This is a genomic window from Blautia ammoniilytica (assembly GCF_025566965.1).
In the GTDB taxonomy this organism is placed as follows: Bacteria; Bacillota; Clostridia; order Lachnospirales; family Lachnospiraceae; genus Blautia_A; species Blautia_A ammoniilytica.
The window spans coordinates 1-16,950 of record NZ_JAOQJL010000025.1 but is presented as its reverse complement, the minus strand read 5'-3'; the positions used below and the strand labels follow the sequence as shown (position 1 = coordinate 16,950).

The following is a 16,950-nucleotide window of genomic DNA, read 5'->3' as shown; positions in this document are numbered from 1 at the left end:
CTGTTAAGGGCATATTCCCTAGCTATGAATAATTGTCCAAACGTAAGAATTGACCTTGAATGACTGGAGAAATCCAGCCCTTCAAGGTCTTTTTTGTATGGCATAAAAAATACCGCCTGTGCAAAAGCACAGGCGGTCAATCATTTACTTAGGTAAGGTGGAGCAGGGATTAGCAGATACCCTGAGCCATCATAGCATCAACAACCTTTTCAAAGCCGGCGATGTTAGCACCTGCTACGTAGTTGTCTTCCATATCATAACGTTTTGCTGCGTCATCAGCCTTGTGGAAGATGTCGATCATGATGTTGTGAAGCTTCTCATCTACCTCTTCAGCTGTCCAGGAAAGTCTCATGGAGTTCTGGCTCATCTCAAGAGCAGAAGTAGCAACACCACCAGCGTTAGCTGCTTTACCAGGCATAAAGAGAACACCATTCTCCATCAGGTAGCTTGTTGCATCAAGAGTAGTAGGCATGTTAGCACCCTCAACTACATATTTGCAGCCATTTGCTACCAGTGCTTTTGCACCGTCAAGAGAAAGCTCATTCTGAGTTGCACATGGCAGATATACATCACATTTGATATTCCAGATGCCAAGGCCTTCTGTGTAGGTAGCACCCTCAACACGGTCTGCATATTCTTTGATACGTCCACGTTTCACTTCTTTAATATCTTTTACGATATCAAGCTTGATGCCTTCCGGATCATGGATAAATCCGTTGGAATCGCACATGGCAACAACCTTGCCGCCTAACTGCTGTGCTTTTTCTACTGCATAGATAGCAACATTACCGGAACCGGTAACTACGAAAGTCTTGCCGGCAATTGAATCTTTGTGTGCTTTCATGATCTCATCCAGCATGTATACAACACCATAGCCTGTAGCCTGGGTACGGATCAGGGAACCGCCATAGGTAAGACCCTTACCTGTAAGAACACCCTCATAAAGGCCACGGATACGTTTGTACTGTCCGAACAGATAACCGATCTCGCGTCCGCCTACGCCGATATCGCCAGCCGGTACGTCAGTGTCAGCACCGATATATTTGGAAAGCTCTGTCATGAAGCTCTGGCAGAATGCCATAACCTCTCTGTCAGATTTACCCTTAGGATCGAAGTTGGAACCACCCTTGCCACCGCCGATAGGAAGACCTGTCAGAGAGTTTTTGAAGGTCTGCTCAAAACCAAGGAATTTCAGGATACCCTGGTTTACTGACGGATGGAAACGAAGACCGCCCTTGTAAGGTCCGATCGCACTGTTGAACTGTACACGATATCCTTTATTTACCTGAACAACACCGTTGTCATCAACCCACGGAACACGGAAGGAGATGATTCTTTCCGGCTCAACAAGACGTTCCAGAAGGGAAACACTGCGGTATTTCTCCTCGTTTTTGTCGATTACTACTTTAAGAGAATCAAGAACTTCCTTTACAGCCTGATGGAATTCCGGCTCACCAGGGTTCTGTGCTACGACTCTCTCATAAACTTCTTCAGTATAAGACATTGTAGTTCCTCCTCATCCATATTGATTTTGATATGAAAATTTTTTCGAGTGCTATTATACACTAAAGTATTAAAAAAGAAAAGAGTTACATTTATTTTTTTTTAACAGAGTTACAATTAATTTTTTTTTTAACAATCTTCATGGGATGAGGACTTGCGAAAAATCGGTAAATATGAGAAGATAAATATAATCGTTGTGCCCTCAGGGCAGAAAAGAGGTAATTATGAGAAAATTTGAAAAATCCAGTAAACTTGATAATGTATTATATGATGTGCGTGGACCTGTAGTAGACGAGGCGGCAAGGATGGAAGAGGACGGGATGGAGATCCTGAAGCTGAATATCGGCAATCCCTATCCCTTTGGCTTTTCAGCACCCCAGGAGGTGATCTTGGATATGCTGAGTAATGTACGTACATCCCAGGGCTATTCTGATTCCAAAGGGATTTTTTCTGCAAGAAAAGCTATTATGCAGTATTCTCAGCTGAAGAAGCTTCCCAATGTTACCATGAGTGATATTTACACAGGCAACGGTGTAAGTGAATTGATCAATCTGTGCATGCAGGCACTCTTGAATAATGGGGATGAGATCCTGATTCCTTCACCGGATTACCCCTTATGGACAGCTACAGCTACTCTTGCAGGTGGAAATGTTGTCCATTATATCTGCGATGAGCAGTCTGACTGGTATCCGGATATGGATGATATCCGCAGCAAGATCACAGACAGGACAAAGGCCATCGTTATCATTAACCCCAATAATCCTACCGGTGCAGTATATCCCAAGGAAGTGCTGGAGCAGATCGTACAGATCGCAAGAGAGCATGAACTGATTATCTTTTCAGATGAGATTTATGACCGTCTTGTTATGGATGGATATGAACATACTTCCATTGCGTCCCTGGCACCGGATCTGTTCTGTGTTACATTTTCAGGACTGTCCAAATCTCATATGATCGCAGGCTTCCGTATTGGGTGGATGATCCTCAGCGGTGCAAAGAACAAGGCAAAAGGTTATATCGAAGGCCTGAATATGCTTTCCTCCATGCGGCTTTGCTCCAACGTTCCTGCTCAGTCTATCGTACAGACTGCTCTTGGCGGCTATCAGAGCGTGAATGAATATATCCAGCCGGGTGGAAGGGTTTATGAGCAGAGAGATTATATCTACAAGGCACTTACTGATATTCCAGGGATTACAGCAGTAAAACCAAGGGCTGCATTTTATATTTTCCCTAAGATCGATACTGAGAAATTCAATATTATGGATGACGAGCAGTTTGCCCTGGATTTCCTTCATGAGAAGCAGGTACTTCTTGTGCCTGGAAAAGGCTTTAACTGGGGACAGCCAGATCATTTCCGCGTTGTGTATCTGCCAAATGTGCGCCAGTTGGAAAAGGCAACTGACAGGTTGAGAGAATTCCTTTCCACTTATCATCAGCGATGATAAGAATCAGCTTATGACAGCTTCTTTAAGGATACCGGGATACTTTGAATAGAGTGAACAGTAACATGGATTTGTGCGGGAATGCAGCTGGATGGATTCTTTGGTTTACCTGAAGGAAATATGATGTTATAATATTGCCAATAGAAAGGAGATTGTTTAATGACAGGATTTAATATGAAAGTAACGCCGGAAATTGAAAATCTGACGGAGATCTGTAAAGATCATTCCACCCTGGACCTTTCTCTTTATGGGAAATATGATGTAAAGCGCGGTTTGCGAGATGTGAATGGTAAAGGTGTGCTGGCCGGACTTACCCAGGTATCCAATGTGTGTGCCACAAAGGTAGTGGATGGCAAGGAAGTGCCATGTGCAGGAAAGCTGTCTTACAGGGGATATGATATCAAGGATCTTACCAGAGGCTTTATTGAGGATGACCGATTTGGCTTTGAGGAAACAACCTACCTTTTAATGTTTGGTAAACTGCCAACTGCGCAGGAACTGCAGGATTTTACCAAACTTCTTGCAAATCAGAGATCACTGCCTACCAATTTTGTCAGAGACGTGATCATGAAAGCACCTTCCAAGGATATTATGAATGCACTGTCAAGGAGTGTGCTTACTCTTTACTGTTATGACAAAAATCCAGATGATATTGCACTGCCTAATGTTCTGCGTCAGTGTTTGAACCTGATCAGCGTATTCCCGCTTTTGTCAGTTTATGGCTATCAGGCATACAATCATTATTCATGTGGGAAGAGCCTGTATATCCATAATCCTAAGAAGGATTTGTCTACTGCGGAGAATATTCTCCGTATGCTGCGCCCAGATAAGAAATACAGCCATTTGGAGGCAAAGATCCTGGATCTTGCACTGATTCTTCATATGGAACACGGTGGTGGTAATAACTCCACATTTACCACAAGAGTTGTGTCTTCTTCAGGTACAGATACATATTCTGCTGTGGCAGCAGCTCTTGGCTCCTTAAAAGGACCAAAGCATGGCGGTGCCAATATTAAAGTGGTGAGCATGTTTAATGATATGAAGAAGCATATCAAAGATTTCTCTGACGAAGATGAGATCCGCGTATATCTGAGGAAGCTTCTTCACAAAGAAGCCTTTGATAAACGGGGACTGATCTATGGTATGGGACATGCAGTTTATTCCGTATCTGATCCACGTGCACAGGTATTGAAGGGCTTTGTAGAGAAGCTTGCCAAGGAAAAGGGCAGGATGAAGGATTATCAGTTGTATGCCAATGTAGAGCACCTGGCACCGGAGGTGATCGCACAGGAGCGCCGGATCTACAAGGGCGTAAGCGCTAATGTGGATTTTTACAGCGGTTTTGTGTACAGCATGCTGGATCTTCCTCTGGAATTATATACACCTATGTTTGCTGTGGCACGTATTGTAGGATGGAGTGCGCACCGTATGGAAGAGCTGATCAATGTAGACAAGATCATCCGTCCGGCTTATAAGAATGTACTGGATCCGTCAGAGTATGTGCCGCTTAGCGACAGGTAAGGGGGCATTGACACAAGTGAATGGCAAAAAAGAGGCAGCACTGGTACTGGAAGGCGGCGGCACAAGAGGTGTGTTTACTGCCGGCGTGCTGGATTACCTGATGGAAAAGGAAGTTAAGTTTCCTTATGTGATCGGCGTTTCAGCAGGTGCCTGTAATGCGATAGATTATGTTTCAAAACAGATCGGCAGGACAAAGGACTGTACGATCATCCAGGATCGGAAGAATCGTTATATTGGTACAAAGGATGCCTTGAAAAAGGGATATCTTTTTGATATGGACAGACTTTTTGACGAATATCCTAACCGGCTTTTTCCTTTTGACTTTGATACTTACTTTGCTTCTGATATCCAATGTGAAGTGGTTGTGACCAATTGTCTTACTGGAGAGGCTATGTATCTTTCAGAGAAGCAGGACAGGGAACGGCTTCTCACGATCTGCAGGGCTTCTTCCAGTATTCCATTAATAAGTCCTGTGGTAGATGTGGATGGTATTCCTTGTGTGGATGGAGGCGTGGCAGATTCTGTGCCTCTGATTCATTCCATGAAGCTGGGGCATCAGAAGAATGTGGTAGTGCTTACTCGAAATAAAGGCTATCGTAAGAAAGCACCCGGGAAAAGCAGACTTCTTTATACGGCTGCATTGAAGAAATATCCCAATCTTTTAAACGCACTTTTGAACCGTTACCGGAATTACAACCGGGTAATGGAGCTGGTGGAGAAATGGGAAGAAGAAGGCCATATTTTTGTGATCCGTCCGGAGGTGGAGCCTGTGTCAAGAACTGAGCAGAATGTAGAGAAGCTGACAGAGTTTTATGATCATGGGTACCAGCTGATGAAGCAGCGTATGGAAGAGATGCAGGCTTATCTTGAAAAGTAGGAAGCCAGGCCAGGGACGGAAACACAAAAACAGAAATTGTATGAAAGAGGATAGTGAATGTTTAAGTGCTTTTATCCGGATCAATATCTGGATTCCACATATCAGATCAATTTTGAACAGCTATATGCCAAAGGCTTCCGGGGGATTCTGTTTGATATTGATAACACGCTGGTGCCTCATGGGGCACCGGCAGATGAAAGGGCCAAAGCCCTTTTTGCAAGGTTGAAAGAACTTGGCTTTGGATACTGTTTTGTATCCAACAACAAAAAGGATAGAGTGGAGCCTTTTTGTGAAGAGACAGGTGGATGCTGTGTATATAAGGCTGGCAAGCCGTCGCCAAAGGGCTATCAGAAGGCTATGGAGCTTTTGGGTACAGAACGGAAGAATACACTTTTTATCGGCGATCAGCTATTTACTGATATTTACGGCGCAAAGAAGGCAGGGCTTTTTTGCATTCTTGTGAAGCCGATCCATCCAAAAGAAGAGATTCAGATCGTTCTTAAGCGTTATCTGGAAAAAATAGTTTTATTTTTTTATCAAAAGCAAAAGAAGGAGGGGAATTCATGAACCATATCGTTATCATTGGATTTATGGGTTCAGGAAAAACTCGAGTGGGGAAACGTCTGTCCAAGGATCTTGGACTGCCATTTATTGATGTGGACAGAGTGATCAGCAAAAAGATGGATATGTCTATCAAAGAGATTTTTCAGAGATTTGGGGAACCGTATTACAGAGCACTGGAAACAATGACCATCAAAGGCTTGATCGAGGACAAGGAGAAAAAGATCATTTCTCTTGGCTCCGGTCTTCCGGTACAGGAACAGAACCAGAAGTATATAAAACAGCTGGGTACTGTTGTTTACTTGAAAGGATCTGCAGACGTGCTTAAAAAGCGTATGGAAGGCAGTGGGAATACCAATCCGCTTCTGGAAGGCGATGACAGGGATGAGAAGATGAAAAAGCTTCTGAAGCAAAGAGATCCTATTTATGCAGGTTTTGCCGATATCCAGGTTGTTACAGGTGTAAAGCCCTTTGATGATCTGATCAGTGAGATTGAGGAAAAATTAAAAGAGAAATAAAAAGAAACAAGATCATTTATAAGGACAAATTGTATAAATCAAAGGACAATTTGAAACGGAAAAATATAAATGGCAAGATAAGTAAAAAAACAGTTGAAAAATATTCCTGGGTATTATAAAATATTTTTTAGCGATAAGCACAATTAAGGAGGAAACACAAGTATGATTTCAGCAGGTGATTTCAGAAACGGCGTCACAGTGGAAATTGATGGCAATGTATGTCAGATCGTAGAATTTCAGCATGTAAAACCTGGTAAAGGAGCTGCTTTCGTAAGAACCAAATACAAAAATATCATTACAGGAGCTGTACTGGAGAAGTCTTTCCGTCCTACTGAGAAGTTCCCTACAGCACGTATTGAGCGTGTAGATATGCAGTATCTGTACAATGATGGCGGACTGTATTATTTCATGAACGTAGAGACATTTGACCAGATCGGCCTTACAGAAGAGCAGGTAGGCGATTCTCTTAAATTCGTGAAAGAGAACGAGATGGTTAAGATCTGTTCTCACAATGGCAATGTATTTGCTATTGAGCCGCCGTTGTTTGTAGAGCTGCTTGTTACAGAGACAGAGCCAGGGTTTGCAGGTAATACAGCACAGGGTGCTACCAAGCCGGCTGTTGTTGAGACTGGTGCACAGGTTATGGTACCGCTTTTCGTAAACGAAGGCGACAAGCTGAAGATTGATACAAGAACAGGAGAGTATCTCTCCAGAGTTTGATGCGGCCAGGCTGCCTTGCAGCAGAAGCTTCAGACAGACATGAGAGCGATGCGTGTGGATACACGAACAGAAGGGATGTTGCACATGGCAGCATCCCTTTCAATATATGCCGAATGTGAGAGGTTTTCCACCTCTATAGGTGATGAGCAGTAAATGATTATCAGTGAGGGATTTTTACACTGTTTTTGAAGAACAGGGAATATCCCGGAAAGGAGAGAGATGGAGTATACATACTTAGGAAAAACAGGGCTTCGTATTTCAAGGATGGGATTCGGAGGTATTCCTATCCAGAAAATTGATGCAGAGGGTACACGGACGCTGATGCATAAGCTGGCAGAAGAGGGCGTAAATTATATTGATACAGCCAGAGGCTATACAGTCAGCGAGGAGTATCTGGGATACGGTCTTGAGGGGATCAGGGATCAGTTTGTGATCGCAACCAAGAGCATGTCCAGGACAAAAGATGCAATGGCAGCCGATATCCAGATCAGCCTGAATAATCTTCGTACAGATCATATTGATCTGTATCAGGTACACAATCCTTCTATGGACCAGCTGGAGCAGGTGATCGGCAAAGGAGGTGCACTGGAAGCACTTGAAGAAGCAAAGGCATCCGGAAAGATCGGACATATAGGTCTGACTGCACATTCTACAGCTGTTTTTGAGAAGGCACTGGAGCTTGACTGGGTTGAGACTATCATGTTTCCATATAATATTGTGGAGAATCAGGGAGAAGAGCTGATTCGTAAATGCGCAGAGAAGGGGATCGGATTCATTGATATGAAGCCTTTAGCTGGCGGAGCTATTGAGGATGGACGTCTTGCACTGCGTTATGTCTGTTCCAATCCGGATGTAACTGTGACCATCCCGGGAATGGCTGAGATTGCCGAATTAGAAGAGAATATTGCTGCCTGTTCAGATCAGACACCTCTTACCTTAGAAGAAAAAGAGAAGATGGATGAGGTGCGCAGACAACTGGGAACCAATTTCTGCAGAAGATGTAATTACTGTGCGCCTTGCAGCGTAGGGATCGGTATTCCGAATGTTTTTCTTATGGAAGGTTATCTGTTACGTTACAATCTGGAAGAGTGGGCAAGAGCCCGTTATGAGAAGCTTCCGGTGAAGGCTTCTGCATGTATCGGATGTGGGAAGTGTGAGACAAGATGTCCTTATCATTTACCAATCCGTCAGATGCTGAAGAAAGCAGCACAGGAATTCGGAGAATAGGATTTGAGTTGAAATGATTTGAAATAATGCTGTGATTTGATATGAAATAATGCTGTAATTTGCCTTGACAGCCGGTGGAAACATGATTATAATTCTTTAACAAGAGAGTTGATAGTAAGACTGTCGGCTGTCAGGTAGTGACAGATATGTTCTGCCACACAGTTTCAATTCGTCTGCGTACCAGCAAAGATATCCGATTTTATCTATTCGGGCTTGTACTGGTTTCGACGGGGGTTTTGAAGTTGAGGAAGCCATCCGCAGCTCCCGAACTGCGTTAAAACGGGAAATTCTAAATATAAACGCTGACGATCAGTTAGTAATGGCAGCCTAAGTGCTGCCCGTCAGACCTGATGCACTCACACATCAGGAGCCTGGCGTCGACTATGTGAGAAACCTTGCCGGTTAAGCTTTGTCCCGGCAGATGTATTATGAAGCTACTGAAGCAGTAAGCCTGTCTGTGGGCGTGCTGTGGAGGGAATGTTAAAACATTGACTGTGATGGGAGATGCCGCAAGGGATAGACTTTCGGACGCGGGTTCAATTCCCGCCAGGTCCATAGAATGCAGGCTTTTAAGTGTGCCTGCATTTATGAGAAGGAAGCATAGCTCAGCTGGGATGAGCGTTCGCCTCACACGCGAGAGGTCGCGGGTTCGAGCCCCACTGCTTCCACTATAAAAGGGGCTGTCGGTTAATAGCAAATTTCGGCATCCCCAGTAGTAATTGAAAGGATCCCAGCAGGGACAAGGCTTGTTAGCCTTCTACCTTGCGAGGGATCCTTTTTTCTATGAAAGATGAAATTTATTTTTGACCGCAAAAATCCCTTGTCTGGATTTTTACAGCCGCACTTTTGATCAAGCTGTTTTTTCCGTTGTTTTTCCCTCAAACTTCTTTAGTTTTTCATTGAGAAAACGACAGTATTTATTTATATTCCTTCCGATTGCATACAACATGAATTCTTTGTACACTTTATCTGCAGAACGGTAATTAAAACGCCTAAAGTTTTCGTTTTCTTTGATATCACCGAAATGTCCTTCTGTCTGGATCGAACGTGTCTGCCGTTTCAGGATCCCACGCTCACTTTGGATGTTTGCATGGGACTTTTCACGCAGTTCATCCCACTGTTCATTGATCTTCATTACCTTGTTTTTTTCAGTATCCTTTTTGGCATTATATTTATACAGACAGCGGGCTTTATGTTCGCATCCACTGCAGTCGGCGCAGGCGTACACCTCAAAGGTCTGGGTATAACCATTCTGCTCTTTGGTTTCCGTTCTTATGTGACGCAGTTCACGTCCGTCATGGCAGATATAGAACTGCTCATCTTCAAATACTTCGACCTTCATGTTGTAATATTTGCTGATATCTTCGGCATATGCGCGTGTTTTGCGTTTTTCATGATCCTGCAGTTTTATATAGCTTTCTATCCCTTTTTCTTTTAAATAAAGCAGATTTTTCTCACTACAGTATCCGCTGTCAGCAGTTACCTCTTCCAGGATACTGCCAAAAGCCTGCTGGTGCTTTTCCAGGACTGGGATCAGGGTATTGTAATCCGTCCGGTCATTACTTACGTAACCGTGAATGATGAAATAATTTTCCACAGCAATCTGTACGTTGTACGCCGGCTTTAACTGTCCGTTCAGCATATGATCCTCTTTCATCCGCATAAAAGTAGCTTCCAGGTCTGTCTTGGAATAGCTGTTCCGGTCTTTTCCCATGATCTCGAAGCATTCTTTATATCCCATCAGACGCTGGCCGAGATGCTCCAGTTCCTCATACAGCTGCTGGATCTCAGGTTTTCTTTTTCCTTTTCCATAAACGAACTCTATCCCTTCTCCAGTGGCAATCGTATTAAGGTTCTTCTGCAGCTTCAGGATCTCAAGAGGAGAGCAGTTATCAACCTCAATGACTGTATTATTTGCAAGTTTCTTATGCTTTGACAGCTTCCTTTTCCGGTTCTTTTCTATTACACTGCGGACTTTATCCATTCCCTCGATCACAAACATCTGTGCATTCCCTATATCATACTTTTGCCTATAACCATTCTCTTGCAAAAATATATTATACCTGTCAAAGTTCAGTTCAATAGAATCTAGCAGACCAGCCAGATGGTAATTGACCGTACCACGCCAGACAAATGTATAACGGTTTGCATTGGCTTCGATCTTAGTCCCATCAATAAAAAGTTCTTTTAGTGTAACAAGGCCTTCTTTTTGAAGCCGGCGCAAAAACTGGTAATTAAGATCATCCAATATTTCAGAAGTTAGCTTTTTCCCTTTAAATTCATAAAAAGCGTCCCGTTTTGGTTTCTGCCCATGGGTCAGCCAGATAAAAGCGAGATCTCTTTCACATAATTCTACAATACGGTCAACAGAACGTATCCCTCGCATGTTTGCGTAAGTAACCACAGCATACATCATAATTGGGTTATACCCGGTTCTTCCCTTATCTGAACAATTGGCCAGCAGACCAGAAAAATCTAAATCCTCCATCACTTTTTTCAGGGTATAGACTGGATCGTCGTCAGGTAAACTCAATTCGAAGAAACTAAAGTTAATTTTCTGTTGCCCAAACTCAAAAAAGTCGTTATAATAATTAGTTGTTAGCATAGTTACATTATAACATGTAACGGAGAGAAAGATGGTTGTCGTTAGCCATCTTTTTTTCTTTTTATGATAAAAATTTGGGGAGGATGTGACTTGGTATGAGTCACACCCTCCCTCTCTTAGAACTGTCTATTTCCCGACAGCCCCTTTATTTTTACTGTCACACAAAAATTGCGCGTCTAACTCATCACTGAAGTAACGAGAATGCGACGCGCAGTTATTCAACAATTATGAACTATCCAATGTTATAGATCCATTATTTCTGATCTAAAGCTCTGGCATGTTTTGTATATACTGATGGATCAATTCCAAGCAGATATTCTACAACCTCATCTACAGTTTTAACATCACAGAATTTAGCTTCCATATCGAATATATTCCATTCGATAACACCTGGTGTTCTGTCACCAACACATCCTTCCGGAACAATCGTTTTAAATCCAAGTCCTGTAGAATCCATAACGGAGTGTCTTACGCAGCCACCTGCAGTAGCGCCCATAACGATCACTGTGTCAACTCCAAGGTAATTTAATGTTGCTCCAAGATGTGTACCAAAGAAGTTAGAAACAAATTTTTTATGAATCACCGGCTCGTCTGGTCTTGGTTTGATCTTAGGATCAATTTCCATCCATTCACTGTTAATATCCAACGTAGTCAGCGGAATCTTTTCATCCCATCTTGGCAGATCCCACTGTGTCTTTCCTGTAAAACCGGTAGTTGTATGGAAGCCAGGAATCAGTCTGCTTTTGGTTATATTATGAATTACACAAATACCCCTACTGTCCAGATGGCACAGGCACTTCATATTGATGCCAGTCTTGTAAGCAAGTGGAAAACCAGTTCCAGAAATCTGTCTGCAAAATCCATCTATTTTGCAGATGTTGTTGATTTTTTTATTTCTTTAAACACAGAAGATGAAAACTATGCTTTGAAAGATGCAATTCTTTCTTTTTATCCTCTGGAAGATTTATCAAATGAAACCTCTCTGCGTGCAACACTGGTCAAAATACTTACGCACAAAAACCTGAATCATCCAAATGCAGACGCCCCAATCTGTTCCAACAAAGGAACAGAAACCACTACCTGGATCTACGATGATGATGAAGGTCAGCGTGCAGCTATTTCCAGCCTGTTAGACTTGGCTGAAGCCATGAATATTCCCGGAGAGCTTACCTTTGCAGAAGCTGACTCTTTCATCTGGATGATCCATGATGAAGCATATGCCAGTGAATTTTGCCAGTGGATGATTTCTCAGTCCTGTGTATACTTAAATTCATCTGTAATTCTGAAACATCAGGATCTGGTCAGAAAACTGCTTGATAATTGTCATCATTTATTCCGAAACTATAAGCTTCTGAGGTTTGTGAATGTTGTTAATGACATTTATCAGTTCCGAAAAAGAGGGGCTGTTTATGCCATTTTGTCCGCTCCTGCTTTTATTGCTGTAGAACCGGATCTTATGCAGAAGGTTCTAAAGGCCAACCATGTGAGCAAAGACAAGATTGCTCTGTGCCTTGACATTAATTCAAAATTCAGGGAAAAAACAAATCACACAGACAGCAGTCACCGAAACTCCCTTTTCTATATCTTCCGACTGGAATCCATGATCAGACGCACAATGATGCCTTTTATTTCTACCAGCTTAAGCCTTCTATGCGATCAGTCGATTCATGTTGACCACAGATATTATGCTCAGGCTCTCCGAAATATCGGGGATGCACTGTTAGAAAATGACAATCTGAATGTGGTGCTTGTTACAAATTCCGATAAGATCCAGATCCCCAGGGTCAACTGCTGGTGCAATCAGAATTCCTGGATTTTCCAGATGGATACTGAAGGCTTCCGTCTCAGTGACGAGCCAAGTATTGTAGGTGCTATTTCCAGTCATATTGAACGTGGAATGGCGCTCATTCCATCAGATCGGAAAGAGCGCCATAGTGTAAGCCGTTATTTATATGATTTTGCCAGTGAAATTGATGATATTGAGTAAATCGCAATTTACAAATTCATTGCATAAGTGTTCAAGATGCGATGATCAGCCTGGGAGTTAGTAATCCGTTACTATCTGCTACATCTCTACAATTCTTCTGTTTTGAATGTAGCATAGCCTTCGCCATCTAAGCTGTTCTACTCCACAGTCACCACACATACACGGCTCTTCTTCCCAGAACGGACTGTAATCCTTGCCCTGCCCTTTTTCTTTGCGTATATTTTGCCTTTTGGATTTACAGATACAACTTTACTATTGGAACTTTTAAATGTTACTTTTTCCTGAGAAGTCACCGGAGCTACCGTTGTACGGAGAGTATAGCTTCTTCCTTTTTTCAGCGTCAGCCGTGCATTGCTGATCTTTAAAGCCGTTGTTTTTACGATTCCCTTTTGTACGTATACCCGCATCTTTTTGGTATACCCGCTGGCAAGCCTGATGGTAATAATCGTATTTCCTCTTGCTTTTCCAGTTACAACTCCCTTTTGTGATACACGGGCAATCTTTTTATTTCCGGTTGACCATGAAACCACAGAATCTCCTTTGGCAAGACCTGTCACTTTCACTGTATATCTCTGTTTCACACGCAGACGCAAGCTGGAAACATTCAGCTTTATGGATGGAGTCAGAGCTGGCACTGCAATAGTCACATATGCACCGCAGCTGCAGTATGCTGTACGAACACCTTCTTCCAACGCAGTTGCTTCCTTAGTCAACTGATATTCTCCATAATGATGTCCTGTTGCTGGAACCACTGTGGCTGCAAGCGTCGTTTCCTTTGTGCCTGCTTCATCACTGAAATATTTCCCACAAATATTGCAAGTCCAATACTCAGTATTTCCTGCTTCTGTACAGGTGGCTGCTTTGCTGTCTGTCTTATTCAACTGATGCCCGGTGGCAGGAATCACTGTGGCTGCAAGCGTCGTTTCCTTTGTGCCTGCTTCATCACTGAAATATTTTTCACAAATACTGCAATACCAGTATTCTGTATTTCCTGCTTCTGTACAGGTAGCTGCTTTGCTATCCGTCTTATTCAACTGATGTCCTGCTGGAATTGCTGTATCAGCAAGCAATATTTCCTGTCTTCCTTCGCTATCACGAAAATACTTTCCGCAAACAGAACAATTCCAGTACTCTATGTTTCCTGCTTCTGTGCAGGTGGCTGCTTTGCTGTCTGTCTTGCTTAACTGATGACCGGTGGCAGGAATCACTGTATCTGCAAGCGATATTTCCTGTCTTCCTTCGCTATCACGAAAATACTTTCCGCAAACAGAACAATTCCAGTACTCTATGTTTCCCGCTTCTGTACAGGTAGCTGCTTTGCTATCCCTCTTGCTTAACTGATGACCTGTCGCAGGAACCACTGTGGCTGCAAGCGTCGTTTCCTTTGTACCTGCTTCATCACTGAAATATTTTTTGCAAACACTGCAATACCAGTATTCCGTATTTCCTGCTTCTGTACAGGTAGCTGCTTTGCTATCCCTCTTATTCAACTGATGTCCTGCTGGAATTGCTGTATCAGCAAGCAATATTTCCTGTCTTCCTTCGCTATCACGAAAATACTTTCCGCAAACAGAACAATTCCAGTACTCTATGTTTCCTGCTTCTGTACAGGTAGCTGCTTTGCCTTCTGTCTTACTCAACTGATGCCCGGTGGCAGGAATCACTGTGGCTGCAAGCGTCGTTTCCTTTGTGCCTGCTTCATCACTGAAATATTTCCCACAAATATTGCAAGTCCAATACTCAGTATTTCCTGCTTCTGTGCAGGTAGCTGCTTTACCATCTGTCTTATTCAACTGATGACCGGTGGCTGGAATTACTGTATCAACAAACGATATCTCCTGTTTTCCATCTTCATCACTAAAATATTTTTTGCAAGCACTGCAGTACCAGTATTCTGTATTTCCTGCTTCTGTACAGGTAGCTGCTTTGCTATCCCTCTTGCTTAACTGATGACCTGTCGCAGGAATCACTGTGGCTGCAAGCGTTGTTTCCTTTGTACCTGCTTCATCACTGAAATATTTTTTACAAGCACTGCAGTACCAGTATTCTGTATTTCCCGCTTCTGTGCAGGTAGCTGCTTTTCTATCCCTCTTGCTTAACTGATGACCTGTCGCAGGAATCACTGTGTCTGCAAGAGATATTTCCTTTTTTTCATCTTCATCACTAAAATATTTTTTGCAAACACTGCAGTACCAGTATTCTATATTTCCTGTTTCTGTACAGGTAGCTACTTTGCTGTCTGTCTTGCTTAACTGATGCCCTGGCGAAGTTTCTGTATCTGTCAGATAACTGTTATCCGAAATCAGTGGATAAATAAACGCCTGGGGTGTAAATTCAGTGGGAGATGAAAATGTATCCTTTTCAGTTCGTTCTTCCCGAAGTGTATTATGATTGAATCCTTTACTGTTCCATCCTGCCAGAAGATAGATCGTACGAATGCCGCTTAACTGGTCATCCCAGGTAGCATCTACCAGATACCAGGTATCATTATCCATCTTTACATAGTTCCACATATGTGCTTCTCCGGAGCTTGCAAAACTGTTCCTTGCAAAACCGCCAATACATGCACAGTCAATACCCAGTTTTCTGCAAAGAATCAGCATTGCTTTTGCATAGCCTTCACATACTACATGTCCATCCCCGATAAACATTGGTCCTGCAGAATGTACTCTCAAGTTGTTCTGTGCATCATACACTGCCTTTTCACACACATAATCATGAATCGCCTTTACCTTCTCGTATAGGCTTTTACCGTTAGTGTCTGCCGCGATCTGGGCGGCTGCAGCATCTGCATTTTCCAGAAAATTATTCATATTATCTGTAATGTTAGTATTATAACCCTCAACAAGAGAAGGCATCATAGTAAACTCTGAAATAATGCCAGTATACTTTCCATTCTGCTTTGTAGCACTGATACTATAAGAATAGCCACTTCCACGCATCCAGAATACTTCCGGATAATCATAGGTGAACGCATCCAGTGCTGCCTGCATGTTGACACGTACCTGAAGTATGGCTTCTTCATATGCCTCATCCTGAACTATCTGGTTATCTTGGACCTTCGCCTCAAAAGTAACTGGTTCACTGGCCTTATATTCATAGGACTCACCATTAAAGGTACTGTAATTAACAAACAAATTGGAAACATATGTGTTATAGACTTCCAACGCCATCCCATCTAACTGATTGCCATAAGATCCATCATATTCTTCCAGTGAAAATACATGAATCCCATCTGTGTCTCCTGGTTCTCCGTTCACGATCAGCGGAGAAGCCAGTTCCTCTTCCACATACTCCAAAATAATCTCTTCCTGAGGATCCTGTGCATTTGTATCTGCACCGTCTGTAAACAGGTGGTCTTCTGTCTCCGAATCAACACCTGAAGTAAATTTCGCCTCCTGACTTTCTTCCCCGGCAGTCACTTCTTCCGGCTGTTCCGATTCTTCATCCTGAACATCTGTTATCTCTTGGGCTGCAGCATCTGTGGCGGCAACATCTTCCACATCATAAAATGCTTCCCCATACACTCCAGAAGGTGATACTCCAAGAAGCACAGCCAATACTCCAGCCAGAATCTGATTTCGCTTTTTCATATACATCTCTCCATTTTTCTGCTAATACGGTCTCTGTGTGCTACTATAAGTATACCATTACATAGCTTTCCTTTCCAGTTGTTTTTCGCTGCCATGGGATTATGAAAAATATTGCAATTCATAATAGTATTCAAGTCGAGCAGCTGCGAGACTTGGCGCGTGATTCTGGTCAGCGTAAGCTGACATATTCTTTACAGAATCACTGTGCATCCTCGCGGAGCGTTTATCTCAGTCGAAGATTGGACTCCCACTGAGACGAACTTACTGTTACTCACCACCTGAAAGAGGTGGGAGTCTTCTCGAGTCGCCCCCACCCGTGAAACGGGTGGCTCGTAGGATGGCTATAAGCCTTTAATGCTAGGCCAGCGTCTCAAGGCGCTGGCTTTCGCTTTGCTC

12 protein-coding genes, 1 tRNA gene and 1 other RNA gene are annotated in these 16,950 nt (G+C 43.0%); 10 read left to right on the top strand and 4 right to left on the bottom strand.

The window, feature by feature from the left end; genetic code table 11:
* Window positions 1-169: 169 nt before the first annotated feature.
* Entirely contained in the window at window positions 170-1,504 is a 1,335-nt protein-coding gene (gene gdhA, locus OCV61_RS12265; protein WP_158422025.1) for an NADP-specific glutamate dehydrogenase, read from the bottom strand.
* Between the two features lie 223 nt (window positions 1,505-1,727).
* On the opposite strand from gdhA, the gene OCV61_RS12260 reads away from it, so the two are divergent.
* The 9 genes from OCV61_RS12260 (at window position 1,728) to OCV61_RS12220 (ending at window position 9,037) form a co-directional block, all read left to right on the top strand.
* Window positions 1,728-2,945 (top strand): aminotransferase class I/II-fold pyridoxal phosphate-dependent enzyme, encoded by a 1,218-nt coding sequence (locus OCV61_RS12260; protein WP_158422024.1) that lies wholly within the window; start codon window positions 1,728-1,730, stop codon window positions 2,943-2,945.
* A 159-nt stretch (window positions 2,946-3,104) separates the two neighbouring features.
* Window positions 3,105-4,466, top strand: coding sequence for a citrate/2-methylcitrate synthase (locus OCV61_RS12255; protein WP_158422023.1), 1,362 nt, complete (start codon window positions 3,105-3,107; stop codon window positions 4,464-4,466).
* Between the two features lie 16 nt (window positions 4,467-4,482).
* The gene (locus OCV61_RS12250; RefSeq protein WP_262582925.1) at window positions 4,483-5,343 is read left to right on the top strand and encodes a patatin-like phospholipase family protein; all 861 of its coding nucleotides are present in this window, start codon (window positions 4,483-4,485) and stop codon (window positions 5,341-5,343) included.
* A gap of 57 nt (window positions 5,344-5,400) precedes the next feature.
* Window positions 5,401-5,910, top strand: a complete 510-nt coding sequence (locus OCV61_RS12245; protein WP_158422021.1) for a YqeG family HAD IIIA-type phosphatase — start codon at window positions 5,401-5,403, stop codon at window positions 5,908-5,910.
* The gene (locus tag OCV61_RS12240; protein WP_158422020.1) at window positions 5,907-6,422 is read left to right on the top strand and encodes a shikimate kinase; all 516 of its coding nucleotides are present in this window, start codon (window positions 5,907-5,909) and stop codon (window positions 6,420-6,422) included. The genes OCV61_RS12245 and OCV61_RS12240 overlap by 4 nt, the downstream gene beginning before the upstream one ends.
* Window positions 6,423-6,584: 162 nt before the next feature.
* Entirely contained in the window at window positions 6,585-7,142 is a 558-nt protein-coding gene (gene efp, locus OCV61_RS12235; RefSeq protein WP_158422019.1) for an elongation factor P, read from the top strand.
* 219 nt (window positions 7,143-7,361) lie between these two features.
* Complete coding sequence (locus OCV61_RS12230; RefSeq protein ID WP_158422018.1) at window positions 7,362-8,369, top strand: aldo/keto reductase; 1,008 nt, start codon at window positions 7,362-7,364, stop codon at window positions 8,367-8,369.
* 209 nt (window positions 8,370-8,578) lie between these two features.
* Window positions 8,579-8,927, top strand: a transfer-messenger RNA (tmRNA) gene (ssrA, locus tag OCV61_RS12225).
* A gap of 36 nt (window positions 8,928-8,963) precedes the next feature.
* Window positions 8,964-9,037, top strand: a tRNA-Val gene (locus OCV61_RS12220).
* Between the two features lie 182 nt (window positions 9,038-9,219).
* Here the strand turns inward: OCV61_RS12220 and OCV61_RS12215 are convergent.
* Complete coding sequence (locus tag OCV61_RS12215) at window positions 9,220-10,974, bottom strand: IS1182 family transposase (RefSeq protein WP_158422017.1); 1,755 nt, start codon at window positions 10,972-10,974, stop codon at window positions 9,220-9,222.
* Window positions 10,975-11,227: 253 nt separating this feature from the next.
* Window positions 11,228-11,776 carry an isochorismatase family protein gene (locus OCV61_RS12210; protein WP_158422016.1) on the bottom strand — a complete coding sequence of 183 codons (549 nt, stop codon included), beginning with the start codon at window positions 11,774-11,776 and terminating at the stop codon, window positions 11,228-11,230.
* Here OCV61_RS12210 and OCV61_RS12205 point away from each other — a divergent pair.
* Window positions 11,729-12,961, top strand: coding sequence for a hypothetical protein (locus OCV61_RS12205; RefSeq protein ID WP_158422015.1), 1,233 nt, complete (start codon window positions 11,729-11,731; stop codon window positions 12,959-12,961). The genes OCV61_RS12210 and OCV61_RS12205 overlap by 48 nt on opposite strands.
* Window positions 12,962-13,098: 137 nt before the next feature.
* On the opposite strand, the gene OCV61_RS12200 is transcribed toward OCV61_RS12205, so the two are convergent.
* Complete coding sequence (locus OCV61_RS12200; protein ID WP_262582922.1) at window positions 13,099-16,554, bottom strand: transglutaminase domain-containing protein; 3,456 nt, start codon at window positions 16,552-16,554, stop codon at window positions 13,099-13,101.
* Between the last annotated feature and the right edge of the window lie 396 nt (window positions 16,555-16,950).